This is a genomic window from Pseudoalteromonas sp. J010, assembly GCF_003934235.1.
Classification (GTDB): domain Bacteria; phylum Pseudomonadota; class Gammaproteobacteria; order Enterobacterales; family Alteromonadaceae; genus Pseudoalteromonas; species Pseudoalteromonas peptidolytica.
Genome location: NZ_RDBW01000010.1, coordinates 47,723 through 74,034, shown reverse-complemented (window position 1 = coordinate 74,034; position 26,312 = coordinate 47,723). Strand labels below are relative to the sequence as shown.

At 41.5% G+C, this 26,312-nt stretch carries 20 protein-coding genes; 11 read left to right on the top strand and 9 right to left on the bottom strand.

All coding sequences use genetic code 11. The annotated features are described in order from the left end of the window. Positions 1-364 precede the first annotated feature (364 nt). The 4 genes from hppD (at position 365) to EAG18_RS06720 (ending at position 4,551) form a co-directional block, all read left to right on the top strand. Complete coding sequence (hppD, locus tag EAG18_RS06735; protein WP_125251618.1) at positions 365-1,411, top strand: 4-hydroxyphenylpyruvate dioxygenase; 1,047 nt, start codon at positions 365-367, stop codon at positions 1,409-1,411. A gap of 132 nt (positions 1,412-1,543) precedes the next feature. Further along, complete coding sequence (gene fahA, locus EAG18_RS06730; RefSeq protein ID WP_125251617.1) at positions 1,544-2,857, top strand: fumarylacetoacetase; 1,314 nt, start codon at positions 1,544-1,546, stop codon at positions 2,855-2,857. Positions 2,858-2,999: 142 nt separating this feature from the next. Continuing rightward, positions 3,000-4,067, top strand: a complete 1,068-nt coding sequence (locus tag EAG18_RS06725) for a M23 family metallopeptidase (protein WP_125251616.1) — start codon at positions 3,000-3,002, stop codon at positions 4,065-4,067. An 88-nt stretch (positions 4,068-4,155) separates the two neighbouring features. Beyond that, on the top strand, positions 4,156-4,551 hold the full coding sequence (locus EAG18_RS06720) for a polymer-forming cytoskeletal protein (protein WP_125251615.1): 396 nt from the start codon (positions 4,156-4,158) through the stop codon (positions 4,549-4,551). 36 nt (positions 4,552-4,587) lie between these two features. On the opposite strand, the gene EAG18_RS06715 is transcribed toward EAG18_RS06720, so the two are convergent. Continuing rightward, positions 4,588-5,058, bottom strand: a complete 471-nt coding sequence (locus tag EAG18_RS06715; protein WP_125251614.1) for a hotdog fold domain-containing protein — start codon at positions 5,056-5,058, stop codon at positions 4,588-4,590. A gap of 164 nt (positions 5,059-5,222) precedes the next feature. Here EAG18_RS06715 and EAG18_RS06710 point away from each other — a divergent pair, with 164 nt between their 5' ends. Further along, positions 5,223-6,401, top strand: coding sequence for a multidrug effflux MFS transporter (locus EAG18_RS06710; protein WP_125251613.1), 1,179 nt, complete (start codon positions 5,223-5,225; stop codon positions 6,399-6,401). Positions 6,402-7,285: 884 nt separating this feature from the next. Further along, on the top strand, positions 7,286-8,158 hold the full coding sequence (gene yghU / locus EAG18_RS06705; protein WP_125251612.1) for a glutathione-dependent disulfide-bond oxidoreductase: 873 nt from the start codon (positions 7,286-7,288) through the stop codon (positions 8,156-8,158). A gap of 215 nt (positions 8,159-8,373) precedes the next feature. Here yghU and EAG18_RS06700 read toward each other — a convergent pair whose 3' ends face one another. Continuing rightward, complete coding sequence (locus tag EAG18_RS06700; RefSeq protein WP_125251611.1) at positions 8,374-8,931, bottom strand: GNAT family protein; 558 nt, start codon at positions 8,929-8,931, stop codon at positions 8,374-8,376. An 89-nt stretch (positions 8,932-9,020) separates the two neighbouring features. Continuing rightward, entirely contained in the window at positions 9,021-9,626 is a 606-nt protein-coding gene (locus EAG18_RS06695) for a hypothetical protein (RefSeq protein ID WP_125251610.1), read from the bottom strand. A 2,225-nt stretch (positions 9,627-11,851) separates the two neighbouring features. Between EAG18_RS06695 and EAG18_RS06690 the strand changes: the two genes are divergently transcribed. Both EAG18_RS06690 and yeiP read left to right on the top strand, forming a co-directional pair. Continuing rightward, the gene (locus EAG18_RS06690; RefSeq protein WP_125251609.1) at positions 11,852-13,183 is read left to right on the top strand and encodes a tetratricopeptide repeat protein; all 1,332 of its coding nucleotides are present in this window, start codon (positions 11,852-11,854) and stop codon (positions 13,181-13,183) included. An 83-nt stretch (positions 13,184-13,266) separates the two neighbouring features. Continuing rightward, positions 13,267-13,836 (top strand): elongation factor P-like protein YeiP, encoded by a 570-nt coding sequence (yeiP, locus tag EAG18_RS06685; RefSeq protein WP_125251608.1) that lies wholly within the window; start codon positions 13,267-13,269, stop codon positions 13,834-13,836. A gap of 83 nt (positions 13,837-13,919) precedes the next feature. Here the strand turns inward: yeiP and EAG18_RS06680 are convergent, their stop codons facing one another. From EAG18_RS06680 to sixA, 5 genes are all read right to left on the bottom strand, one after another. Next, positions 13,920-14,765 carry a DNA ligase gene (locus EAG18_RS06680; protein ID WP_125251607.1) on the bottom strand — a complete coding sequence of 282 codons (846 nt, stop codon included), beginning with the start codon at positions 14,763-14,765 and terminating at the stop codon, positions 13,920-13,922. Between the two features lie 265 nt (positions 14,766-15,030). Beyond that, positions 15,031-15,684, bottom strand: coding sequence for an HAD family phosphatase (locus tag EAG18_RS06675; protein ID WP_125251606.1), 654 nt, complete (start codon positions 15,682-15,684; stop codon positions 15,031-15,033). A gap of 22 nt (positions 15,685-15,706) precedes the next feature. After that, entirely contained in the window at positions 15,707-16,006 is a 300-nt protein-coding gene (locus EAG18_RS06670; RefSeq protein ID WP_125251605.1) for a hypothetical protein, read from the bottom strand. 84 nt (positions 16,007-16,090) lie between these two features. After that, complete coding sequence (locus EAG18_RS06665; RefSeq protein ID WP_125251604.1) at positions 16,091-18,400, bottom strand: TonB-dependent receptor; 2,310 nt, start codon at positions 18,398-18,400, stop codon at positions 16,091-16,093. A gap of 543 nt (positions 18,401-18,943) precedes the next feature. Then, the gene (gene sixA / locus EAG18_RS06660; protein WP_125251603.1) at positions 18,944-19,405 is read right to left on the bottom strand and encodes a phosphohistidine phosphatase SixA; all 462 of its coding nucleotides are present in this window, start codon (positions 19,403-19,405) and stop codon (positions 18,944-18,946) included. Positions 19,406-19,748: 343 nt separating this feature from the next. On the opposite strand from sixA, the gene EAG18_RS06655 reads away from it, so the two are divergent. Both EAG18_RS06655 and EAG18_RS06650 read left to right on the top strand, forming a co-directional pair. Further along, a complete protein-coding gene (locus tag EAG18_RS06655; RefSeq protein ID WP_125251602.1) occupies positions 19,749-22,418 on the top strand; it encodes an insulinase family protein in 2,670 nt (889 codons plus the stop codon). A gap of 237 nt (positions 22,419-22,655) precedes the next feature. Beyond that, entirely contained in the window at positions 22,656-24,893 is a 2,238-nt protein-coding gene (locus tag EAG18_RS06650) for a bifunctional diguanylate cyclase/phosphodiesterase (protein ID WP_125251601.1), read from the top strand. A 224-nt stretch (positions 24,894-25,117) separates the two neighbouring features. On the opposite strand, the gene EAG18_RS06645 is transcribed toward EAG18_RS06650, so the two are convergent. Then, positions 25,118-25,309, bottom strand: a complete 192-nt coding sequence (locus EAG18_RS06645; RefSeq protein WP_125251600.1) for a hypothetical protein — start codon at positions 25,307-25,309, stop codon at positions 25,118-25,120. Positions 25,310-25,913: 604 nt separating this feature from the next. Between EAG18_RS06645 and EAG18_RS06640 the strand changes: the two genes are divergently transcribed. Continuing rightward, positions 25,914-26,309: an MmcQ/YjbR family DNA-binding protein gene (locus tag EAG18_RS06640; RefSeq protein ID WP_125251599.1), complete on the top strand. Its 396-nt coding sequence runs from the start codon at positions 25,914-25,916 to the stop codon at positions 26,307-26,309. Positions 26,310-26,312 lie beyond the last annotated feature (3 nt).

Sequence of the window (26,312 nt, the reverse complement as noted above, 5' to 3'; positions counted from 1 at the left end):
AAGTGTAAAGATTTAAATACAGGCCTTTCCTATTTCGCCTTTCCAATTAGTCTTATGTTCAGAACACTTCACCTCACACTCTTGATCTAGAAAAACAATAAAAGCCAGTAAAATCAAAATATAAGAAAAGCCATACTTAACACCTCGTATTTTTCCTTTGGTATTTTCACTCAAAATTTAAACAAAAATAAGTTTGACTTCGTCTGTGTCGATTTTGTGTCTTTTGCATGGCAATTGTGCAACTAAATTTACAAAGTACGCTATGGCTATTTACGCCCTTTAACTTCCCCTTTGCAGTAATTTGATTAATTATCCAGTCATAAATTCTAACAAGTCACCCAGTGCTTAATACGGGAGTAAAACAATGAGTGAAGTAAATAATCCACTAGGCCTAGTCGGCATCGAGTTCACAGAGTATGCAACACCAGACGCTGATTATATGGATAAGGTATTCACTGACTTTGGATTTTCAAAGCTAAAGAAATTTAAAGATAAAGATATCGTGTACTACAACCAACACGATATTCACTTCCTGTTGAATAACGAGCGTGAAGGCTTCTCAGCAGAGTTTGCAAAAAGCCATGGCCCTGCAATTTGCTCAATGGGCTGGCGTGTTGAAAACGCGCAAAAAGCGTTTGAAACTGCTGTAGAGCGTGGTGCAAAACCGGCGACTGATTCAACACACAAAGACTTACCATACCCTGCGATTTACGGGATTGGTGACAGCCTTATCTATTTCATTGAAAACTTTGGTGACAAAGGCTCAATCTACGAGCAAGACTTTGTAGACCTAGAAGAGCAAAGCATTGTTGCTGATAAGGGCTTTAAGCGCATCGACCACCTCACAAACAATGTTTATAAAGGGACGATGGAAACCTGGGCTAACTTCTATAAAGACGTATTTGGCTTTACCGAAGTCCGTTATTTTGATATCAAAGGTCAAAAAACCGCGCTACTTTCATACGCACTTAAGTCACCATGTGGCACCTTCTCTATTCCAATCAACGAAGGTAAAGACGACAACAATAACCAAATTGATGAGTACCTAGATGAGTACAATGGTCCAGGTGTACAGCATTTAGCGTTCTTAACTGACGATTTAGTTGGCTCATTAGATAAACTAGACAAGAGCACAATTGCAACTCTCGATATTGTAGATCATTACTACGACACTATCTTTGATCGTGTACCATGGGTTAAAGAAGACAAAGAAAAAATCAAGCAACACCAAATCTTAGTCGATAGCCAAAGCGAAGACTGCTACCTACTACAGATCTTTACTAAGAATCTGTTCGGCCCAATCTTCATCGAAATGATCCAACGTGTTGATGATGGTGGTTTTGGTGAAGGTAACTTCCAAGCGTTATTCGAGTCGATTGAACGTGACCAAGAACGCCGTGGCGTGATCTAAACACACTTATCAAATTAATTAAAAAGCAGCTAGCGATAGCTGCTTTTTGTGGTTTATCAAATTGCTATTACAACTTGAGTTTTTCGTTTTTGACCATAACTCAAGTTGAAAGCCAAAATTAAAGGAAAGGCAATGTCTCAAATTAATGAAACACACGACATCCAGTTAAAGAGTTGGGTAGCTAGTGCAAATGCAACTGGAACTGATTTCCCCATTCAAAACTTACCTTTTGCAGTATTTCGTCGTAAGAATAGTAATGAAGAGTTTCGTGGCGGTGTTGCGATTGGCGATCAAGTACTAGATCTTGGTGCTGTTGTTGACGCTAACCTACTTTCAGGTGATGCAGCAGAGGCTGCAGAAGCGGCAAATGCCCCAGCATTAAACGAATTTATGGGTATGGGCCAGCAGTACTGGTCAGCATTAAGACTTGCGCTTTCTCGTGCATTACGTGAAGGCTCTGAGCTGCAATCAAGCCTTGAAGGCGCATTGGTTGCTCAAGATGACGTGGAATACGCTTTACCTTGCCACATTGGCGATTACACCGACTTTTATACCTCTATCTATCACGCAACGGCAGTAGGTAGCCTATTCCGTCCTGATAACCCACTGCTTCCGAACTATAAATGGGTACCAATCGGTTATCATGGCCGTTCTTCATCTATTGGTGTTTCAGGTCAAGCCTTCCCTCGCCCTAAAGGCCAAACCAAAGCACCTGATGCGGATACGCCATCTTTTGGTCCTTGTAAGCGCCTAGACTACGAGCTAGAGCTAGGTATTTATCTTGGTAAAGGTAATGAACTTGGCGACTCTATCGCGATTAAAGATGCTGAAGATCACGTTTTTGGTTTTTGTTTATTCAATGATTGGTCTGCACGTGACTTGCAAGCCTGGGAATATCAACCATTAGGTCCATTCCTTGCGAAAAACTTTGCCTCAACGGTTTCTCCTTGGGTTGTAACCACAGAGGCTCTGGCACCATACCGTACTCAATGGCACCGTGATGAAAACGACCCACAGCCGCTGGATTACTTAGAGTCAACGCAAAACCGCGAGTCTGGTGCTATTGACATTCGTATGGATGTACTACTTGAGACTGAAAAAATGCGTAGCGAAGGCGCTAAGGCAAGCAAATTGTCTGAATCCAGCTTTAAGCATAGTTACTGGACGGTTGCACAAATGGTTACTCACCACACGGTGAATGGCTGTAACTTTTTACCAGGCGATATGCTAGGTTCGGGTACGCAATCAGGCCCAGAGCACGAAGAGGCAGGCTCATTACTTGAACTATCACGTGGTGGTAAAGAAACCATCACTCTAGAAAATGGTGAAGAGCGTAAGTTCTTAGAAGATGGTGATAAAGTCATTATGCGCGGCTGGTGTGAAGCTGATGGTTATAATCGTATTGGCTTCGGCTCTGTTGAAGGCACCATACTTCCAGCCAAATAATCGCAATTAGCCGTGAGTTAATCGCAAATTTATTTACTTTTAAATCAAAGGCATGATTATTTCATGCCTTTTTTTAGTTCTAAAAACTGGAAATTTGACTAAAAATTGTTAGAGTGTAGCGCTGAATTTAATTTGAGGTTGAATGTTGCAAGTACTCAAGCGCCTATATCTAAAGCTGTTTAAGCCCACTCAATTGATTGTCCGTCAAGACGCCAATGTAAAGATGATCGTACTACCATCTTGGCTTCAAGTATGTTTGTTGATGATTTTCGCTGCAATTGCACTGTGGTCTGTAAACGCCGCAATCCAACTTCATAACAACAATATTCAGCTCTCTCAAGGACAGCAAAATCTCACTCAGTTGCAAGCAAAGTGGCAGCATGAAAAGGCACAATTAGAGCAGACCATTACCCAGCAGCAAAACACTTTAGCGCAGTTATCACAGCAACATAATGTGCTCGAGTCGTTAATAGATGCAACCGAACTTGCGGCCAGCAATAGCAAGACAGATGAACACTCAACGGACAAAGAAGCATCACCAGACAATGACAATACTTTCGCACCTCAAGCTGCCAAATTACTGTTGCAACAACAAACCTTGAACCGCGCTCTTGGTCAAAAATACGCAACTGACATAGCAGAAATAAAAGCTTCAATCGATAGTGTAGGTTTGCAACTTGCAGACTCTTCAGATGCGCAGGGTGGTCCCTACTTTCAAGCTGATTTAGCCTTAGTCGAAGCCAGCTTTATCAATACTATCGATTACTATACAAGCTATGCACAGTTATCCACAATGATAGGACAATTGCCTGACACCCTCCCAGTTGAGCAAGAGAAGTATTACGTGTCCAGTGCATTTGGTTTTCGTAAAGATCCGATAACAGGGCGTCGTGCTTTTCATAAAGGTATTGATTTAGCTGGGTGGCATAAAACAGATATTGTTGCCCCTGCCGCAGGTGTTGTAAAAAGAGCTGGAAAAAACGGTGGTTATGGCAAGTTTATTGAAATTGAACATGCTAATGAGATCACAACTCGATATGGACACCTACATACCATCAAAGTAAAAAAAGGTCAGCAAGTAGACAAGGGTGACGTTATTGCTTTGATGGGAAGTACAGGAAGAAGTACCTCTACTCACTTGCACTATGAGGTGATCCAAGGTAAAAAACACTTAAACCCAATTAAAATCGCTCGCGCTTTCAATAAATAAACTGAAATTTAAATAAGTGATCAGCAAACTCACTACTTATTCAGGTTTCATCACATCTATTGTTTTGACGCTGCGACAGTGAGGACTCGTGTTTAACTCATTTAAAAGTCAGCCAAGTAGCATCCCAGCTATCATCACCCACACCACCCAAATTTCTGGCGATATTACCTGTGAAACAGAATTGCAACTAGATGGCTCTGTACAAGGTAACTTAAACGTCAATAAGCTCACCATAGGTTCAACCGGTCTCGTAACAGGCAACATTCACTCTTCAGATTTGACCATACATGGAAAAGTCGAGGGGGATATTCACGCCAAGCAAGTAATTCTGCGTCCGAGTGCACAAGTATTTGGCAATATCGAGCATGAAACACTGACAATTGAAGCTGGCGCGCATGTGGAAGGTAAGCTCACTCACCACAGCGAAAGAGCCAATAATGTGACATTAATTGACTCTTCAGCTACGCAAACCACCAATAATTAACCTGAGCTGGGGATAATGAATCTGATGCTTGGTTAATTAGGATTTCTTCGCACTGATATACATATTTATATCAGCGTGAAATACCTTTTCCCCAGAGGTATTGAACACTTCGACCGGCACAATTAATTCTTCTTTGTCTTCCCATGTCCGAGGGTATTCAATTTTGGCAACTGCGTGCAGATCAGTTTCAGCTTTTGCCAAATATTGTACTGTCATCCCTTTTGGGATCCAACGATGTGACTTGTGGTTGATTGTGGCATCTGTCATCACACCTGCGCATAGCTCGGCAAGATTGCATTGCGCTATCGCATGTACCGTTCCAATGTGATTGTGGATGGCTTTTCGGTTTTTAATTGTCGCTTTACATATTCCAGGTTGTAGCAACGTTATCTTTGGTTTGATGGTGCCAAAGTAAGGAGCTTTACGACAAACTGCTTTGCTAAACATCCATTTGCCAAATGGCAACCAACTCATTCTTTTATAAATTTTTAGAAGTGGTGCAGACATAAGTAGAGTCAAAATATTAGTTTGCTTAAAATTAACACATCTGACCAGTTAATCAACCACCGAAAATACACAAAGAATAAAATATCTTAAAAATTTGCTAAATCGGCGCTTTGTCCTGTCTTTTCAAATTCTCCGCAATACAATAGCGGCCAAAAGGAGACATCATGACCGCACCCAATTCAAAAGCCCTAATTTTTATTCTTGCTCTACTCGTGATTTTTTGCCCATTAGGTATCGACCTTTACCTCCCTGCTTTTGTTGATATGCAAACCAGCCTGCAAGTATCGGAAAACAAGATCCAGCAAACTGTTAGCATTTATATGTTAGCGGTTGGTTTAGGACAGCTCATCGCAGGTCCATTAGCAGACAAGTATGGTCGTAAGCCGATTGCACTTATTGGGATAAGTTTGTTTGCAATTGGTGCAGTGATGGCAAGCTTGGTATCAACGTGGTCATTAATGATGGTAGCACGCGTTTTACAGGGTCTAGGGGCATGCGCCACTTTCGTTAGTGCTTTTGCGATTGTCAGAGATAGCTTTGGCCATAAAGGTAGCGGCCAGATGATCACTTATTTAAATGGTATTGTGTGTTTTATCCCCGCACTCGCGCCAATTTTAGGTGCATGGCTTACCATTGAGTTTGGCTGGCAAAGTAATTTTAGTTTTTTATCTGGATTTGCTTTAGTTGGATTGCTGCTCGTCATCTTGCTTTATAAAGAAACTCGCCCAGAAGACACCCATTACAGTGGTCATATTCTAGACCTAAGGCGCTTTACTCCTATGCTAAATAATAGCACCTTTGTGTACAACGCGATGCTAACTATGCTTGGTATGGCTGCAATGCTGGTGTTCGTGATTTCAGCGCCCGGTTGGATTATGGCAAAAATGGGGGGCAGCGTGTCTGACTTTACCTTTTGGTTTACTGGTAATGCAATATTAAGTATTGCTGCAAGCTTCATTGCCCCACACTTTATTAAACGTAACAGTCAAAAGTCCCTTACCTTTGGACTAAGTATTTTTTGTATGAGTGGTGCTGTCTTGTTACTGTTGCCACAAACTGACGTTGCACATTTTGTATTACCGATGTACCTAGCATCTATCGGTTTTGCTTTTACTATTGGCGCTGCGGCTGGCAAGGCACTATCAGGGTTTGCCAAGCAAGCAGGTACAGCTTCTGCTCTTATTGGCGTATTACAAATGAGTGGTGCGGGGTTACTTGCGACAATGAGTCAACCTTTAGCATTAGAAGCACCAATTCAACTAGCAATGCACCTTTTACTCGCGCTGCCTTTTTTAGTGCTATTGGTAACTAAATACCGCCACCAGCTTCATAGCGCCACTTAATGGTAGTCACGCAGTAGCAGCCACATATACTACCCAGTGAGTTTATCCGGATGTTGGTGGTGAGAAAGTTATACCTATTATTTTTATTAAGTGGTCTATTTTGAGGCGAAAAATCTTGTTGATAACTCCGCTACCGCGCCCAGCTATCGCTAAGGTACCTACATCCATATAGGCAAGGCAAAAATTTCTTATTAGATTGTTCTAAATAATAAATTTTTAACGCAGTTAGTGTCAGATTGACTCCTTCAAATTGAGCAAGTATCAAGGCTAATTGGTATTATCGCTTCCGATTACAAATAAAAAGGCAGCCACCATGTAGACCTAAACTGGAGTGGTGTAGGTATGTTAAAAGTCGATATTTATCGCGATGGTAGTAAAATTGTCACAACTAGCAACGATAATAGCTACACAGACAGCATCAGTGTTAAAGGTAGCGGTATCATAGCTACTCAATATGTGAGCAAGGTAGTAAAACAACCAGCTCGACAACCCAAACTGTGGTGTTTTAACTCCCAACCAATTCGACAATGCCGATCATAGATCGGCATTTTTTTGTCTTTTAATCTTGTTATTACTTTAAATTATGTCAACTATCTTAATTAAGTGGTCTATTTTGAGACGAGAAAATCTTATCGATAACACCGCTTCCGCGTCCTGCTCACGCCGAGGTACCTACGCCCTGTAGGCAAGGCAAAAATTTTGCTATTCATTTGTTCTAAATAAGAAATTTGTAACGCTGTTAACGTCAGGTTGACTCCTTCACATTGAACAATGTATTAAGTCAAATTGGTATTACTCAGCACTTTACAAAAGGAGCTTGTTCATTTTCATTTCACTTCTAAGCTCTATAATCAATAAGGACAGTCACAGAAGGAGTTCATCAAATGAGTAAAACGGGTTATACCCCACCAAAGGTTTGGCAATGGCCATGGCAAAGTGGTGATGGCAGTAAATTTGCTAATATTAACCGCCCCACCGCAGGCGCGAGATTTGAAAAGTCCCTACCGCAAGGCAAACATCCTCTACAGCTCTACTCTCTTGCCACACCAAATGGCGTAAAAGTGACAGTTTTACTTGAAGAATTACTTGCCGCAGGCGTTAAAGAAGCCGAATACGATGCTTTTTTAATTGATATAATGGAAGGTGAGCAGTTTAGCTCAGGATTCGTTGCACTTAACCCTAACTCTAAGATCCCAGCTTTACTCGATACCAGCACAGATGAACCAACCAAGGTATTTGAGTCGGGCTCAATCTTGCTTTACTTAGCTGAAAAGTTCCAAAAATTCATACCTCAAGACGCAGCCAAAAGAACAGAATGCTTAAATTGGTTATTTTGGCAAATGGGAGCTGCCCCTTTACTTGGAGGTGGGTTTGGCCATTTTTATGCTTATGCGCCAGAACATTACGAATACCCCATTAACCGCTATACCATGGAGGTCAAGCGCCAACTAGACTTACTCAATCAGCACCTAGCGACTAGGCGGTATATCTGCGGTGATGAATATACCATAGCGGATATAGCAATTTGGCCGTGGTACGGTGTACTCGCTCAAGGCCACCTTTATGATGCTGCTGAATTTCTAGACGTCAATGGCTATGAGCACGTGATCCGCTGGGCAGGTGAAATTGCATCAAGAGAAGCCGTGAAGCGTGGAAAGATGGTCAACCGAACGTGGGGAGAGCCTCATGAACAACTGCATGAAAGACATGACGCCAGCGACTTTGATACCAAAACCCAAGATAAGTTAACTCGGTAACCTTATCTTGATTTAACAAGAGTTAGCTTTATCTTTCGGGTTTGATTAATCAGATTTAATCAAACCCGATTGTCTGTGTATCAGAAAAGAATAGTGTTAGCACCTTGCTAGAAGCGCAAAATGTTTTTGCTGGTATTAGAAGTCTTAGCTCGTTTGAGAAGTTATTAGGGGACGTCTTAAGAGTGAAGGTGCAAAATCAACTGATAACGTACTTGTTATATTTCTATGAATTCGGGCTTGATTAAACCAAAGCACTTCAGATCATGAAACTCACCTTTCCAGTAACCACTGGCACGCCGAATTCCCTCTTCTTTAAAGCCAAGCTTTTTCAAAATTGATTCAGAAGCAATATTCCCAATCATGGTATCACCCTGAATTCTATATAATTCGTGAAAAGGTGTGTCTACTGAAAAGGCCAGTTCAATGATTTTACTTATCGCTTCGGAAGCATACCCAAGCCCCCAATAAAAAGAAGATAGCTCGTACCCTAACCCTGCATTTTTCATTTTTGGATTCCACGAATTGAAACCACAAGTACCTATAAGCTTTCCTGAGTCTTTAAGTCGAATGGCCCAGCGAATACCCATATTTTCGGCGAAACGGCTATTGAAAAAATCTATCAACGCTAACGATTGCGCTTCAGTTTTATATGCTTCAATATCGTAAAACTTAACCACGTTTTCGTCGGAAAAAATAGCTAACAAAGCAAGACTGTCATCTCTTGATAGTTTATTAAGAATTAACCGAGATGTTTCTAGTTCTGGAAATTTCACTTAAATTCTCTTTGAATTAACGTCGCAATAAAAGGCGAGCGGTAGCGAGTCCAGCCCACGCTTTTAGTGGGCGATTTTTAATTGCCTTGTTAGTTGTTTTTTTCATTTAGAACGCCGTTTTTCCTTAGTTCTCTAAGCAACGCAGAAACTTCTTGCTTAAGGGTTTTGTGGGAATCCTTTAAGATTTTAGCGTAATCAACAAGCGCTGAATAATGTGCGATAGCTTGATTTTTATGTACTTCTAGTTGGGATTCAGCGTACAGTTTTTCGGAAAACTCCCATTTTGAAACCAGATCGTTATTCATGCGATAGGAGTCAATCATACCCTTGGCAAGAGTGTATGTTCTTACGATCTGCTTTCTTAAGTCATTGTTTGGTATACGCCCAATTAGAAAGCTATTGCCGTTGTATACGTTAAAGAAGTCGCTAACAAGAGGATAGTAGTATGCAAGGCCGTGACCATCATCAAGCGATTCTAATCTCGCCCCCATGGATTCTTGGTACCTTTCAAATACAGTTTCGATCTCATCGTGTATAGCTTGAAGCAGGCCCGAAATTATTTTCTCTTCATTTTCTTCGGAATGCTTAACTTGATTCTCGTGCGATTTCTGCGTAGCTTTTAACGAAAAGTAACCGGCAAGAAACCCTCCTACAACAGCACCCGCGACAGCGGAACCAAATGTACTCCAATCCATGCAACATCCTCTCAATTATTTCGGGCAACTAACACTTTAGTATTTATGCGACACGCAGTTTGTGTTGCATAATCGCTTGTTGGACTGAGCCGCTACCCGCTCGATGTCTCAGAGTTGGTGTTGTTTATGCTATGGCTTACTTAGAAAAAATAGCCTTTTTGGAGGCTCTAGCTCACCTAGCTAGTGTATTCAGTTTAGCTAGTGTTATGTAAGCTTTCCCTGCATTGCTCAGCGCTCATTATGTATTCATTACACCTAAATTTACCTTAATAAGCAATTATAATTTTTTAGCGCACAGAGGCCGCTAGCCTGAGCAATTAAGCATGTTAAGTACTTGGTTTTACACAGCAATCCTAATCAAGCATACCCTCCTTGGCTTATATCAAAGCGCATCCATGCGCTCCTCGTTCATTCTTTTTAAACGACGAAAAAGAACGAACCAAGAAAACGTCGCCCCAGCATCACACTCAATCCTAAAACCCTAAGCCGATATAGTGCAACCGTCTTGTAAGGCACGTCCTTGTGCCAGACAAGACTTGGCCGACATCCTGTCGGCACATTGCATATCAACTTATGCTTTGCGGGTGTGATGGAGGGGGGAATAAGTTGCCTGTGGAATTTTCACTTTATTATTAGCGATAGAGTAGTTTACAAGCTCAAAAAATTGCGGCTCCGATCTCACAGTACAAATAGTTTTGTGGGAGGCGGTTTACCCGCCGAGAAGTATGTTTTTCGGGTGCGATGAAGAGAGGAAAGTAACGCTGATTGTTAGTTCTGGTTTTATCTCCTGAAGCAGCTAATTTTCCTACAAGCACCAAAAAAGCTTTCAGCACCGTTTTCCTCCCTCATCACACCCGAAAGTAAAGAGCCAATGAGTCATTTCAACGCGTGGATGCGTGAAAAGCTGTGACAGGGACAGGGATGTCCCTTACACAGCGGTGACGTTCATATTGGCAATTTACTTGAGGAGTCAGTGTGATGTCGGGAGTGCCCTTTCTTTTGCTACCTTTTCTTTGGGCAAGCAAAGAAAAGATAGTTGTAGCCCATGGATGGGCGTCGAAACCTGTCAGGAGGACGGGCTGACTTTACGATAAATTTCGAGCTACCAGCCGTTAGCAACATAAACCTCCATGTTTAATATCAAAGCGCATCCATGCGCTCCTCGTTCATTCTTTTGAAACGACGCAAAAGAACGAACCAAGAAAACGTCGCCCCAGCATCACACTCAATCCTCAAACCCTAAGCCGATATAGTGCAACCGTCTTGTAAGGCACGTCCTTATGCCTGACAAGACTTGGCCGCCATCCTGTCGGCACATTGCATATCAACTTATGTTTTTCGGGTGTGATGGAGGGGAGAATAAGTTGCTTGTGAGATCGTCTACAATTTTTACGGTGAAGCTGTTTGCAAGGGTTACAAAAACTATCAGCGTAGCCTCCTAACTCACAGTCTAAATCGTTTTGTGGCAGGTGGTTTACCCGCCGAGCTGTTACGTTTTTCTGGTGTGGTATTGACTGCGAGTTCTAGTTTTTCTCTCAAAAGCAACAAATTTGCCAGCAAGCACCAAAAAAGCTCTCAGCACCGTTTTCCTCCCTCATCATACCCGAAAGTAAATTGCCAATGAGTCATTTCAACGCATGGATGCGTGAAAAGCTGGGACAGGGATGTCCCTTACACAGCGGTGACGTTCATATTGGCAATTTACTTGAGGAGTCAGTGTGATGCTGGGAGTGCCCTTTCTTTTACTTACTTGTTCTTTGGGCCTCAAAGAAAAGTAAGTCGAAGCCAGTCAGGAGGGCAATAAAACAACACCACGGTGACGTTCATATTGGCAATTTACTGAGGAGTCCATGTGATGTGGGGAGTGCCCTTTCTTTCGCGCAACAACTCTTTAGGCATCAAAGAAAAGTATGTCGTAGCCCATGGATGGGCGTCGAAACCAGTCAAAAGGACAACAAACCAACACCATAATACTCACCCCCTTCTCTGCTTTTCGTTTCGGCTATATGTTAACAACTAGCGACCTTTGTCGATTGAGGTTATTTTGACCACAAAAAAACGTTTCGACAAAACAAAATCTTAACAATTCAATGATGTAGATTTCGCCAGAACCCTGTATTATTAAGTGGTAAGAAGTTGGGAGCAGGCTGTCTGTATACCGACTCAGTAGATACCAAAATAAACAACTGTGCTTATGGAACTTTTTGCGTGAATGGAATGATATTATGATCAAAAAAACCGCCATCATCATTGCGATATTAGCAGCTATCAGCGGCTGTAAATCGCTGGTTTATAAAGGCAATAAACTTTACGAAGCGGGAATGTACCGCCAAGCGGCGGAGTACTATTCACAAGCTCTAGAAGAAGATCCTGAAGATCTTGAAGCAAAGCAAGGTTTAACACTCGCTAGAGATAAGCTTATAGACAAAGGATTGATTGATGTTCGCATGCTACGCTTGGCGAATAATTATACTGCCGCAGCTACCAGACTAGAAGAAATTGTGAGAAATCAAGCAGAGTGGCAAATGAAGCCAAATGGCGCAATGGCGAACACCCAAAGAGAAGAACTTGATTACGCCAGGCAGTGGCTACTTGACGAAGCCAGTTCATTGTCTAACACGCCCCACCCAGACAGGTTTAAGTTATTTGAACACAACCACCGTCATTTGATCAGTAACGCGCAATTAGCAAGCGCCATGAGCAGCTATTATGACACGCTAAGCACCCAAGCAAAAAAGAAGTGCAATACGCTCGCAAAGCAGGTCAGCGGACAACGCTTCTATTTAAAAAGCTTCACTGAAAAGTACTGTTTAGCATGGCAAACCCCAAAACGTTTGACGGTAGATAAGCAAGACAACAGTCGTTATTTTGCAATGAATATACGTGAACGTATTGATATTGGTCTACGGTTTGGCAATTCCATTAAAGGACAATATGGCGCTTTTATTTCTGACCTTAATGCAACTTTCAATAATAGCCTGTGGTTTTACAATCAAGGGGCTCAACAGCTCTCGTTAACATTGTATGCTGACGCCGATTATTATCGTGTCAGTAATCAACATATTCAACGAAAACACTATCAGCAGGAAGTTGAGCGCACAGATCCTAATAATCCCGATAAAACCCACACCACCGAAGTCACCAGAGAGTTTGCATACCCAGTCACTGTCTATGATGAGAAATTTGACATTAATATTAGCTATGAAGCCAATTTAGCTAGTCGTTATATCAAAGGGAATGCCAGCGATAGCAAACAAAACAAAACTCGCTCACATCAGGCTGATTTTGAGCAGCTTGATATTACACCGCTATCTCCGGATTTTCTTAACCTTGCTCACATCACTGAAAAGACTTTAGATGGATTAATTGAGCAGTTTTCTCAAGATTTAACTCTAACTTGGAAGCAAAACTACTGTGGTCAGGCACTTGGTACCAATAAGGGTGAAAATATTTTACGATGCGCAAAACTAGAACCAAAACACGACTATATTAACCGCTGGTTTGATCAGCACTTTGGCGTAAAGTACGCGGACATGAAAACTTTATACGGTATTTAAGGTTTTCAGACCGCTTTGAACCTCGCCAAAATGTCGAAAAATGATTATATTGTGCCAACTTTATTTGTATTAGGAAGCAAGCTATGCCAAAGGCAAGTGAAATAAAAAAACATGCCGCGATCGAGTACAATGGTCGTGTAATGATTGTTCGTGATATTGAACGTTCAGTACCACAAGGTCGTGCTGGTGGAAGCCTGTACCGCATGCGTATGTACGATGTTGTAGATAACTCAAAAGTCGATGAAACCTTCAAAGCGGAAGAAATGCTAACTTTAGCCGACCTAAATCGCCGTCCTGCAATGCTATCGTACGTTGATGGTGACGAATACGTATTTATGGACGAAGAAGACTACACCCCTTACCACTTAAACAAAGACTCTATTTCAGAGCAACTGTTGTTTATTGATGAGTCAACCAAAGGTTTGTCTGTTGTTGTGGTGCAAGGTATGCCAGTTTCTATCGACTTACCTTCAAGTGTAGAGCTTGTAATTGAAGATACTTCTCCTTCCATCAAAGGTGCCTCTGCGAGTGCAAGAACGAAGCCCGCAACACTGACTACAGGTCTTGTTGTTCAGGTTCCTGAGCACATTTCTAGTGGTGACAAGATTAAGATCAATACTGCTGAGTCTAAATTTATGGGCCGCGCAGAATAAGCCAACTGCTTTGATAGCGAGCTACCCTCGCTATCTTCCCTACTATTTTCTACTATCTGTTATGCCACAAATACCACCATATTTCATGGTGTTATAACTGGTCTCACTCTTAAAAAGCGTGCAAAACGGGGCTTACCAAACTTTGTAAAGCCTTGATATCGATACGTCACTTGACTGCCTATTGGAGGCGGCGATGCCCTTTGCTCGTCACTAAAGCCTGACCCTATTCTAAATTCATTTCCATTAGCATCTCTCACTAACAAAGCCCCCATCATCCCTCGATATTTTCCCTTACCAGGTAGATGTTTAATCACTATCGCCTCATCATCCAAGTGAGGTTTGTATTTCAATAGATTTTTCGTTCGCCCATCTTCATGTTTTGCTGTTTTCGAGTGTAATATAACCCCTTCACCACCGCGTTTTAACACGCCATGATAATAGTCGTTTAGCATTTCAATAGAAGTAAACACGTTTTGTTCAACTGGCTTAACATGTGCCACTTGAATATCGTTTATTAGCTTAACATAGCGCTCGTGCCGCTTTTGAAATTCCTCTTTAGGATCTGGCGCATCAAACACATAATAGGTAACTTGACGCCAATGCTCCTCATTTGGGGCGTGTCGCCTAGCTACTGCACTAACAAATGCAAAGTTGTTATACCCTGCCCACAACTCACCGTCTAACCAAACGCTCGGTAACTTTTGGGTAAACCACTTTGGCGCATTAATGACATGACCACCACGAGTAAGTAGTTGATGACCATTCCAAATGGCTCGAACTCCATCAAACTTTTCACTTACCAGGTATGCAGAGATATCCTCATCACCTTGATATATCGAAGCAAGTTGGATTTTTTTATGGACTTCACTTCCATGTATATATTGAGAAAAACAAAATAGGAAAAATAGTACGTATAGGTAACATCTCATAGCACATTCCTTTGCAGTGGATATTAAGTTAAGTTCACTTACTACAGTAAACACATAATTCTAGGCGAAAAAGCTCAAAGTAGCCCCTTAAACCAATTAGCCGTAATTCTTGCCCAATCTGAAGGAGCACACCTGACGCCACAGGGTACTTCACACCCTTAATTTACTTTATGGTGTTGGCATTTCTAATTTAAAGATTACATATAACTTGGCGTTTGTAAAACCGAGTCAGAGTAAATTTAGACTCACAACCTATTGAGCCGGTTTACTCGCTAGCACTGAGCCATTTAAATACCGCTTCTAAGTCGGTAAACAAATGATCAGCATGAATAAAATCTTGCTTACGTGAATGTACGTTTGGTACCACGACCGCAGTTACCCCGGCTTCTTTGGCTGACGTAAGCCCAGTATAAGTGTCCTCGATTGCAACAGCCTGATGCGGCGCTATATTTAATACACTAAGTGCCTTGTTATATGGCTCTGGATGGGGCTTTGGCTGCGTAACATCATCTTTGCAAATTATCACTGAAAACAGCCCTAAGAGTTGATAGTGATCCAGCACGGGAAGTGCTTCGGCTTTGCTGCTTCCTGTCACAAGTGCAATAGGCACCTGTTTAGCGGTAAGTTCAAGTATTTGTTTCGCATAAGGCATCAACTTGGGGAAAACAGTTGCTGCCCGAGCCACAAATATACGATTTTTATGATCGCACAAAGCTTGAGGTGATGGCTGAAGTTGATGCCGTAATTTCAGCGTCTGAGCTGCTTTTAATGTTGGTACACCTGAGAACTCATCACAAAACTCCAACTCAGTATAATGAATATTGTCCTGAGCAAGTACTGTCATCCAACTTTGATAATGGAGTGCTTCTGAGTCAACCAGTGTGCCGTCAAAGTCAAATAAAACTGCCTGATAGCGCATCACAACACTCCTAATAGATTATTTAGCTGTTTAGACCCGCAGGTGGCTCAGCAGTGGCTTCTTCGCCTGTTTCAACTTCTACTAAGGTATACCCACGTGGCTGTCGAATTACTTTTAGAATTGGTTTATCAAATGCTGACTTGAGTCGCTCTGCATCTGCTTGTAGCTCTTCTAATGTACGCCCAAAAGGTGCTGCGCCTGTTTCAGACCAGTTCGTAACTTTACCGTTGAGATTATATTCTACCTCATGGATCTGATATAAAGCCGCCTCTTCTTTGGTCGCTTCACAATATATCACTCGATAGTTCCAAAAACCTGACATATCCACTCCTATCATAAAAATTTCATTAAAAAAGCCCGCTTAATGCGGGCTTTAGTTATTCTATTATAATCACTGTAGCATGAATTAGAAGAATTTCACTTTGAATTCAGCTCCAATGAAGCGCGCTTCATTCAGCATACCCGTGTTATTGTTAAAATCTACACCACCAATAACAACTTGCTCGTCAAATAAGTTACGAACAAACGCTGATACTTCGTATTCATTATCACCAGAGAACCACATATAGCCTGTACGTAAACCAGTTTCAAATAAAGCTTCACCTTCAAACTCTACCGATTTGTACAAGAAGAAATCGATCTCGCTACGGTAAGACATATCACCATATACAAAGAACTCACCACCTTCTAACTCTTTCGTGTAGCGAAGGGTCGCGTTAGCAATCCACTCTGGTGCATGAGGTAAGCTGTTACCATCCAAAATAGCACGAGCTTCAGGGCCATTCGCTCCATTTACCATATAAGTTGGATCAGTTACCGTACACTGTGCACAAACCGCAACAGCTAAACTATCATCCTCTAGCTCGGTATTGTTGTAGCTCAAGTTAAAGGTAGCATTTAGTTCGTCAGTTAGTACCCACTCAGTATCCAACTCAAAGCCGTATCCTGTGGTTTTGTCAGTGTTGATAAGGCGGTTAAAGTTAGCGCCACCACCCACAGCGGTAAGCTGCTGGTCATCCATTTGATAGTAGAAAACCGTAGCGTTTACACGGCCTTGGCCATCTAACACGTCAGATTTAATACCCGCTTCGATTGAATTAGTTGTTTCTGATTCAGCAACTGTTACTTCATCACCAAATAAGATACGACCCTGAACACTTGGTGCACGGAAGCCATTTGCAATGCGACCAAATAAGTTAACATCGTCAGTCAGTTTGTATGTCGCACTTAAATCCCAACTCACATGACTATCACTTGGGTTGGCAGTATCGTCAAGTACGTCTGGTGAACCATTCCAAGGCGTTGGGTTTTTAGTACGCTTAGCGTAAAACTCTTTTTCATCATCAGAGTAACGTAGGCCAGCTGTTACTTTTAAGTCATCCGAAACCGTGTAGTCGAATGAACCAAATATCGCCCACGCTGACGTGTCTTGATCTTGATAGGCGTAGCCATTTTGCGCGCCATACTGGCCTAAGCCTTGATCATACGCGAATGTATCAAAGCTGTAACTTTCAATAGTGAGATCTTCTTCATATAAGAAAAGACCAACTTGATAGTTATAGTCACCAGAGAAGTTACTTGATAAGCGAAGCTCTTGTGTATACTGATTATGATCTGGAATAACATCAGCAGTTTCAGAAGCAAACGGTATTAAGCCTGGCCCTTGGTATCCAACGAAATCAAGATTGGCACCATAGCCACCATCAACATCTGCACGAGAGTAGATTTCTGCACTTTCCCATGCCGTGATCGAAGTCACTGTGTGTTCCGGGAGATCCCACTCAAGTTTTAAACTTAGACCTTGTGTTTCAACTTGTTGTGTCGAACGAGATGCAGCATCATGATAAACAACGTCATTGTCGTAAAGCGGGTTAATATTATTTGAGCCTGCTTCGATTAAGTTAGCACGAAATGCAATTGGACGACCATCAAGGTCTCGGTAGTGGTAGTTTAGGAGGCCGGTGAAATCATCACCTTCATATAAAAACTGTAAACGTACCGCTTGCTCACTATATCCACCTAGGACGTCATTTTGTTCAAAGCCAGGTGCTTTAACATCGATATAATCTTCTTGCTCCTGCCATAATGCAGAAATACGAGTAGATAAGCGGTCAGTTACCGAGCCACCAACAGCACCTTCAAAGTCAACAGCACCACGGCTGCCATACGAAAGCGCTGCATAGCCATCAAATTCTTGGCTTGGTTTTACTGTATCAAACTTCACTAGACCCGCAGGTGTGTTACGACCAAACAAGGTACCTTGTGGGCCACGTAATACTTCGATACGAGCAATATCAAATACAGGGAAACCTTTTAAGATTGGGTTTTCTTGAACAACTTCATCGACAACCAAAGACACAGGTTGTGAAGCATTCAGATCGAAATCTGTATTTCCTAAACCACGGACATAAAATCGTGGGAAAGTACGGCCAAATGAAGATTCTACCGATAAGCTCGGGATCTTGGCGTTCATAAAGCGAATGTCCATACCCGCGGAGCTGTAAGCATTCAAATTATCTCCTTGCAGCGCAGACACTGACACAGGAACTTCCTGTGCATTTTCTACACGTTTACGAGCAGTAATTTGGATAACTTCTAATTGATTAGACTTGGCTTGCTCTTCTTCAGCAAGTGCAGAGAATGAAGTACCTGCCACAGCAGAGAACAACGTAGCATTAATAAGCGTAGCTAACGTGGATCTTTTCATTGCTTTCATGTTGGTTTTCGACCTTTTAGTGCACTCTTTGTTCAACGGTTTAAATTTGGGCGCCGTTTCACTTTGGCGTGAACGTTCAATTTTTCGCGATTCAAATAAGATAACGCGGACCTTGCAGTCGAGAGTGCGATACAACTTTGCAAGGCTGAACGAGACGGCGGTAATTATAGCAGGTAAATTCTACTTTGCTTGTTAAACCGGACTAAAAAATCAATTTTTTTGCAACTTTTAGCGATGTTAGCTGACAGTTTACAACATTTAGCAACAAAAAACCAAAAAATAAGGACATTTGTCCTTTTAAATTAAAGCAATGCTAGTTCTAAAAAATAACTTTACCCATAACAGAACCATAACATAGCGGTCGAGACTATGCAGGTTACTTGTACAATATAGTTTGCGCCCAAACAAAATATATTGACCAAACGGGTACTATGCAGTGCCAATACTACGACACTGCCGTTATGATAAAGTTCAATATAAATTAAAAAGAGGACATTAGACCGATTATTGCTAACTTTTCGGTGTCAGTGACAAATCGCCTTGCTATGGCAACTGCATGGAAATGAATTCTGCTCGACCTGTTTCTTCATTATACTCCAGCACAGCGACCGCTGCGGTAGAAAAGATAGGCATAGTGTCAGGACACAAACAGTCAACAAGGTAGCTGACTATCGGCATATGTGCGACCAATAGCCAAGTCTGATGTTCTGGGTGCATGGATATGAGTGTTTCGAGATAGTCTGTAGCTGTGTTTGCAGAACCACTGGGAACAATGTCTGCACAGGTTTCAACAAATTGCGGCGACTGGAAGGAAAATACCTGCTCGGCCGTTTGCTGGGCTCGTGTATATGGACTAACCAAGGCCGCATCAATCTTAAAGTGCTGTTCCAGCCATTGCCCCATGTCTTTTGCTTGTTTTAAACCTAGCTGTGTCAGCGCCCTACTGGCATCATCAGCCTGCATAGCTTGCGCTTCACCATGACGCATAATCAAGATAGTCTTCATACTATTTAGCACCTTTTCTGCACTACTCTACATTTATACGTATTAACACTTGCACCATACCCGTTTCAGTTTCGGCGTCTTTTAACACAAAGCATGCTCTTCTTTCGCTTTTGTGTTAGTTAATACAGCTAGGCCTGATGACTCTGTAAAATATATTTCTCTAGACCACTACTTAAACCTTGGTCTAAACAATGCCAACGTTAGGATGGCTAACATTATTTTCTTGAAACCAGTAGCTATCTAGCCAGTTTGTTCGCTATATTAAAACAAATGAAGGATTAACATGAAATGAAATTTGCATCACCTTCACCTTTCTTTTAACTAATTTATCGGCAGCAGCATATTGAAACTGAGTAATAATGATAGTCGGCAGTACCAATTCTTAACACTGGACAATGGTCTTAGAGTTTTGTTGATTAATGATGAGTCAACAGCCAAGAGTGCCGTATCGTTAACAGTTAATGTTGGCCATTTTGATGACCCTGAAGACCGTCAAGGTATGGCTCACTTTTTAGAGCATATGCTATTTCTCGGAACTATTGAGCACCCTGACTCGGGTGGCTTTTCTCAGTTTATTAGCCAATATGGCGGTCAGAGCAATGCCTGGACAGGAACCGAGCACTCTAGCTATTATTTCGACTGCGATGCGGAGCGATTAGAAGAAGCCTTAGAGCGCTTTAGTCAGTTTTTTGTGTCTCCTTTATTAAGTGAAGGTGATACAGAAAAGGAACGTGAAGCCATTGACGCTGAATTCAAAATGAAAATCAAAGACGATGGCCGCCGTATTTATCAGGTACATAAAGAAACCATCAATCCAGCCCACCCTTTCGCTAAGTTTTCAGTTGGTACCCGAGATACGCTAGCTGACCGAGGGGATAATATCGCGTCCGAACTCAGGGCATTTTTTAATGCGCACTATCAAGCACAATGGATGACGCTTGTTATTGCTGCCCCTCAACCATTAGCAACCTTAAAACAATATAGCCTTCCTTTTGGTAATATTGTTGGCTCACATGAGCAAAAACAAGCCATACAAGTACCAATGTACCGTCAGAGTGACTTACAACTCGAGTTACAAATAAAGCCGCGCAAGCACATGCAGAAGCTTATTGTGAGTTTTGCAATGCCGAACCCTGAAGATCTATACAAACACAAAAGCGTTAGCTTTCTGGCACACTTATTGGGTTACGAGGGAAAGGGATCGTTATATTCCATTTTAAAATCCCAAGGGTGGATCAACGCCTTGTCTGCAGGCGGTGGGATCACAGGTAGTAATTTTCGTGATTTCAACATCAGCTTTGCACTCACCGATGAGGGAATAGAGTACTATGAAGACATCGTTGAAATGCTGTTCGAATATTTGGCATTAATCAAACAAAACACCGCTGCACTACCACGCCTTTACCAGGATAAAAGTACATTATTAGATATTGCATTCGATAACCAAGAAGTAGGACGCATGCTAGATTGGGTTAACTCAATTAGCGTTAACATGCATCATTACTCTGAAGCGGACTTCTTATACGGTGATTATCGTATGGACGGCTTCAGTCAAGCGCATCATGAAAAGCTACTCTCGTATTTGTGTCCAACAAACATGCGGTTAGTGCTGATCCACCCTGATGTTGAAGTCAGTCACAAGGCAAAGTGGTACAACACCCCCTACAGCGTCACCACGATTGCGAAAGAATGGATTGAATCACTATATAATGTGCATATGCCATTGCCTCAAATGTCACTGCCTTCGATTAATCCATACCTCAGTGCTAAAAACCCACTTCATGCTGTGGAATACGAGCAAGACAAACCCGTTCGATTAGCCGACCAACCAGGGTTTGAGTTTTGGTTTAAACAAGATACCACCTTTAGGGTTACAAAAGGACATTTCTATCTCGAAATAGACTCTGCACCGTCAGTGACCTGCCACAAGCATATGGCGCTTTCGAGACTATTTGCAGACCTTTTTATGGATGCCGTCGCTGAACGATTTTACAGTGCTGAACTCGCTGGGCTCAGTTATCACATCAACTCTCATCAAGGTGGGTTAACATTACACACTGCGGGGCTAACAGGTAATCAGATCACGTTAGTGCTTGAGTTAGTTGAAGCTTTGCTTCATCAACCTATCCATGCAGCCCGCTTTGCCGAGTACAAAAAGCAGCTTATTCGGCACTGGAAAAATCATAATAAAAACAAACCTGTGAGTGAACTCTTCAGCCGCCTTGGAGCACATTTAATGCCATGGAACCCAAGCCCTGAAGACCTAGCCATCGCTTTAAAAAGTGCAAGCTTCAATGAGTTTCAATTGTTTCGAAAGCAGTTTTTCTCTGCCATTCACGTAAAAGCGTTTATGCATGGCAACTGGCAACGTCGCCATGCAGAAAAACTAAAAACTTCTGTTCATGGGCTATTTTCCAATAGTGAAATTCTGGATGACTTAAAACGTCCACTTAATGAGATTAACCGTGTTGAGGGTATACAAATTCAACGTGAAGGGAACGATCATGCCTTCATTGAATATTTTCAATCACAAACTAATTCCGTAGAAGAAAAAGTAACCTTGATGGCGATCAACAACTTACTAAATCAAGATTACTTTGAGCAATTAAGAACAAAAGAACAACTTGGTTACTTAGTTGGTGCAGGCTATGCCCCCTTTAATACCCGTGCAGGTGTGGCGTTTTATATTCAATCACCAAACTTCAATAGTGAGCACCTACTTACTAGACATAGCTCGTTTTTAAAAACGTTTGCTAAACAGCTGCGAGAGTGTGACGAAGCTAGCTGGCAACGTTCAAAAGAGAGCTTACTATTACAAATCTCTGAAAAAGATAAAAATCTACGATTAAGGGCACAGCGATTGTGGATCTCGATCACTAATGACTTCCACCAATTTGATATGCAATGCCGGTTAATTGCAGCTTTAGACAACTTGGAGCGCTCAGATGTGGTTGCTTATGTTGATAATATGCTCAAACCAGACTCTCCAAGGTTAGTTTTACAATGTAACTAGGGCTTTGTTGACTTACTTACTGTGACTTTTCTCATTTATTCGGCACCTCGAAGCGTACATTTTATGCAATAAAGTGTGCGCATTAATCCTCTATCGTAATGAATTTCATCCAAAGTTTTGTTTATCTAATGTTAAAAAGCAGAATCAACCTGAATTTTACCTTAATCAACGTTTTCTTTTTGACTACTACGCGGGCTTGATTTAGATTAGAGATCGCAATGATGAGTTACGCATTTTATGAGCAAACAAATAAAAACAATAATAATCAGTACAATACTATTCACTCTTACACCGTTTACTGCGGTCGCCAGTGACATTAGTGTATTGACGTATGCTCAACTTGCTTGGCTCATCCCTTTTATTCTTGCACTGCTCAGTATCCCTTATTTAGTCTGGTCTAATCATCAACTAAAGAAGTCCACCATTGAACTAAAACATACCGAACAACGATTTAAAAGTACCATAGAAGGTAGCGGTGATACGCTATGGGATTGGAATATCCAATCTGGTGAGATTGTTCGGATAAATGACAAATATGGGATGAACTCAGCAAAACCAGGTAACATCATTCCCAATCAGCATCGGATCCATCCTCAGGATCTGTTAATTGTTGAAAAGTTAATGAAGCAACATTTCGCGGAAAAAACCCCATTTTTTGAAGCCAGCTATCGTATTAGGGATGAGTTAGGACAATATCATTGGGTTTTAGATAGAGGTAAAATCATTGAAAAAGACACGAACCTAAATCCACTTAGAATGACAGGTACGGTTCGAGATATTGGCCACTTCAAGAGCACGGAAGAAAGGCTTAATTTATTCGCTAAGTGCGTTGAATCCCTTACGGATGCCATTGCAATATATGACAAAGACTATAACTTAGTTGATCTCAACCCCAGCTATCTAAAATTATTTGGGGGACAACGTGAGCACTATATCAATAAGCCTTTTAACTTACCTGGCTACGACAACAAATTTGTTACGCAAGTAAAATCGCAGCTCAGTCAAACGGAACACTGGCAAGAAGAATTAAAGCTTCGAAACGCGGCTGATGTGCTACTTCCCATTGAAATTACCATAGATGAAATTAAAAATAACCATGGTCAAATTAGTAACTATGTGGTGGTATATTCAGATTTAACAGAGCGCAAAAAAGCTGAATCACAGCTTCATAATTTATCTAACCGCGATCGCACCACAGGTTTACCCAACCGGAATCTATTTTTTACTAACCTACAAAAACTTTCACAGCAAGGCACGCACCACGCCCTTTTGGTTTTTGATTTAGACAACTTCAAAAAAATCAACGATTCTCTTGGACACCAGCTTGGTGATACCCTGCTTGCAAAACTCGCTATGCGCTTAAACAAACTAGCGCGTCAACAAGATACATTTTATCGCCTTGGCGGTGATGAATTTGCTTTGGTCATATCTGGTACCAACGATATTCATACTATTACACGTACTGCTAAGCAGTTTTTAGCAGCGATTGCGACCCCGTTTAAAATTGCTAACCACGAGTTAGTTATCACCTCTTCTGTGGGTATTGTACTGTGCCCCGAGGATGGAAAGTCGCCAGAAAGCTTGTTGAAAAACGCAGATACCGCGATGTATCACGCCAAGCAAAAAGGTAATCATTATTTGTTTTTCAACGATTCTATGAACGAACAAGCGGTAAAACGCTTACAAATAGAAAACCTAATGCGCTACGGCCTAAAAGAAGATCACTTTGTCGTCTACTATCAGCCGAAAATGAATATCAAAACAGGTGAGCTAGTTGGAATGGAAGCACTAGTGCGCTTTATTACCCCAAAGAAAGGGGTTATCAGCCCAGGTGTATTTATCCCTATCGCGGAAGAAACAGGACAAATAATTGAGATTGGTGAAGTCGTTTTAGACAAAGCGTGCCAAGATGTGAAACGCTGGATTGATAAGGGGCTTTTCAACGGCAGAGTCGCGGTTAACTTGTCAGCAAAACAGTTTAGCTTGCCAGATCTCACTACTCGCATCGATATTATCTTGCAAAAAAATCAACTTCCTTCTTATTTCTTAGAATTAGAAATCACAGAAGGTACGGTGATGGATGATCCAAAAGAAGCAATTTCAATAATGCGTTCATTAAGTGCAAGAGGCATACATTTGGCGATGGATGACTTTGGCACAGGCTATTCTTCACTGGCATATCTCAAACAATTTCCACTCAATACACTCAAAGTGGATAAGGCGTTTATTGACGACATGGGCAACGAACGCGGAAAAAATATGGTTGATTCTATTGTCACCATAGCCCACAACCTCGATTTACATGTTGTAGCCGAAGGCGTAGAAAATGAAGTGCAACTGAGTATTTTAGAAGAGCTAAACTGCCAAACAGTACAAGGTTATTATTACTCAAAGCCGTTATCTAGTAGCGAGTTTGAGCAGTTTTTGAAGCAACATATTCCCAGCGACAAGCCCAACCTACAGCTTGTTCAGTAGTATCGCTTGCAGTTATACCACTGCGCTTACTCAAGCTTGCTATTTAGAGGCAAGAAAATCTTGTTGGTAACTTCGCTAACGCGCCCTGCTATCGCTAAAGTACCTACCCCCATGTAAGCTAGGCAAAAATTTTGCCATTTAGTTGTTCTAAATAAGAAATTTTTAACGCAGTTAGGCGTCAGATTTACTCCGTCAAATTGAGCAAGTATTAAGTCTAATTGGTATTACGCCTTCCACATCACTAGATTGGCACAGCGACGCATCCAAGCTCGACGGTAGTGCACTCGAAATAGTACCAAGGCAGCGGGTCCTGTAAATAATGCCAAGCCCAACCAGCGCTTAATTGGCATGCCCGTAGAGAGGGCTTGAAGATACACAGCAAACATACACAAGATTGAAATAACTACAAAAGCCACTGATACTCCTAAAGTTTTTATCCTACCAAAAAAATAGCCGGGCACATGATGTTGAAGAAACATGGCATTGTTATACCATTTACTAAAGCGGTCATGGAGTCTACACAACGTCCATTATTTGATCAACATGGAAATTATTGTTGCATATTTTTGTATTATTTAATTTAATAGCGGACTCTTTACAGGCATGGCGTTATTTAATGTCGCTGTGTCATAACTTTTCCTAGCAATAGGAAACAGTGACAAGTGGGAAATTTTTAACGCTCAAATAGCAATGATTTCCTAGCTTAGTCCACCTAGGTTATGGAGGAATACTTAGCACAACTTGTAAAGCCAGCTTGATCCTCAATTGGATTTTGAAAGTTAGCTTTTCTAATATTGTAGATGACTGAAATTGTAGTGCTTTTAAACACTGTACTTATTTTAATCGTCAACTGTGAGTGAAACCGATATAAAACTCTCAGTTATTCAATAATTGTCTGCGTTATAACGCCATGGTATAGACTTTCTGATAGTTTTTACTGATAGACGATTACAGTATTATCACAAGAGCTGCTAAACTTACCTTCATGTTGTATTAACTGTTACTTCAAGGACACGGGCTATGGATCAGAAAAGCGTACATGAATATTTGCAGGCCAAGCCTGCAACCTTTATCACCAAACCTTTTGCGCAAGATGTCGATGTGTATAAAGTTCAGCATAAGATGTTTGCCACTCTTACCGAAGGGAAAGAAGGGCAAGTAGACGAAAATGGTGAGCCTGTTTGGTGGTTGAATGTAAAATGCGACCCTGACGAAGCGTTATTGCTTCGAGACAAGTACTCGTCTGTTGTACCTGGTTATCATATGAATAAGCGCCTCTGGAATACGGTTATTTTAGACGGCACTATTCCAGAAGACGAAATAAAGAAAATGATCGATGATTCGTATCAAATTGTTGTCGATAACCTACCTACAGCACAACGTGAAGAACTTGCTAGCAAGATCTCACAACAATAAAAA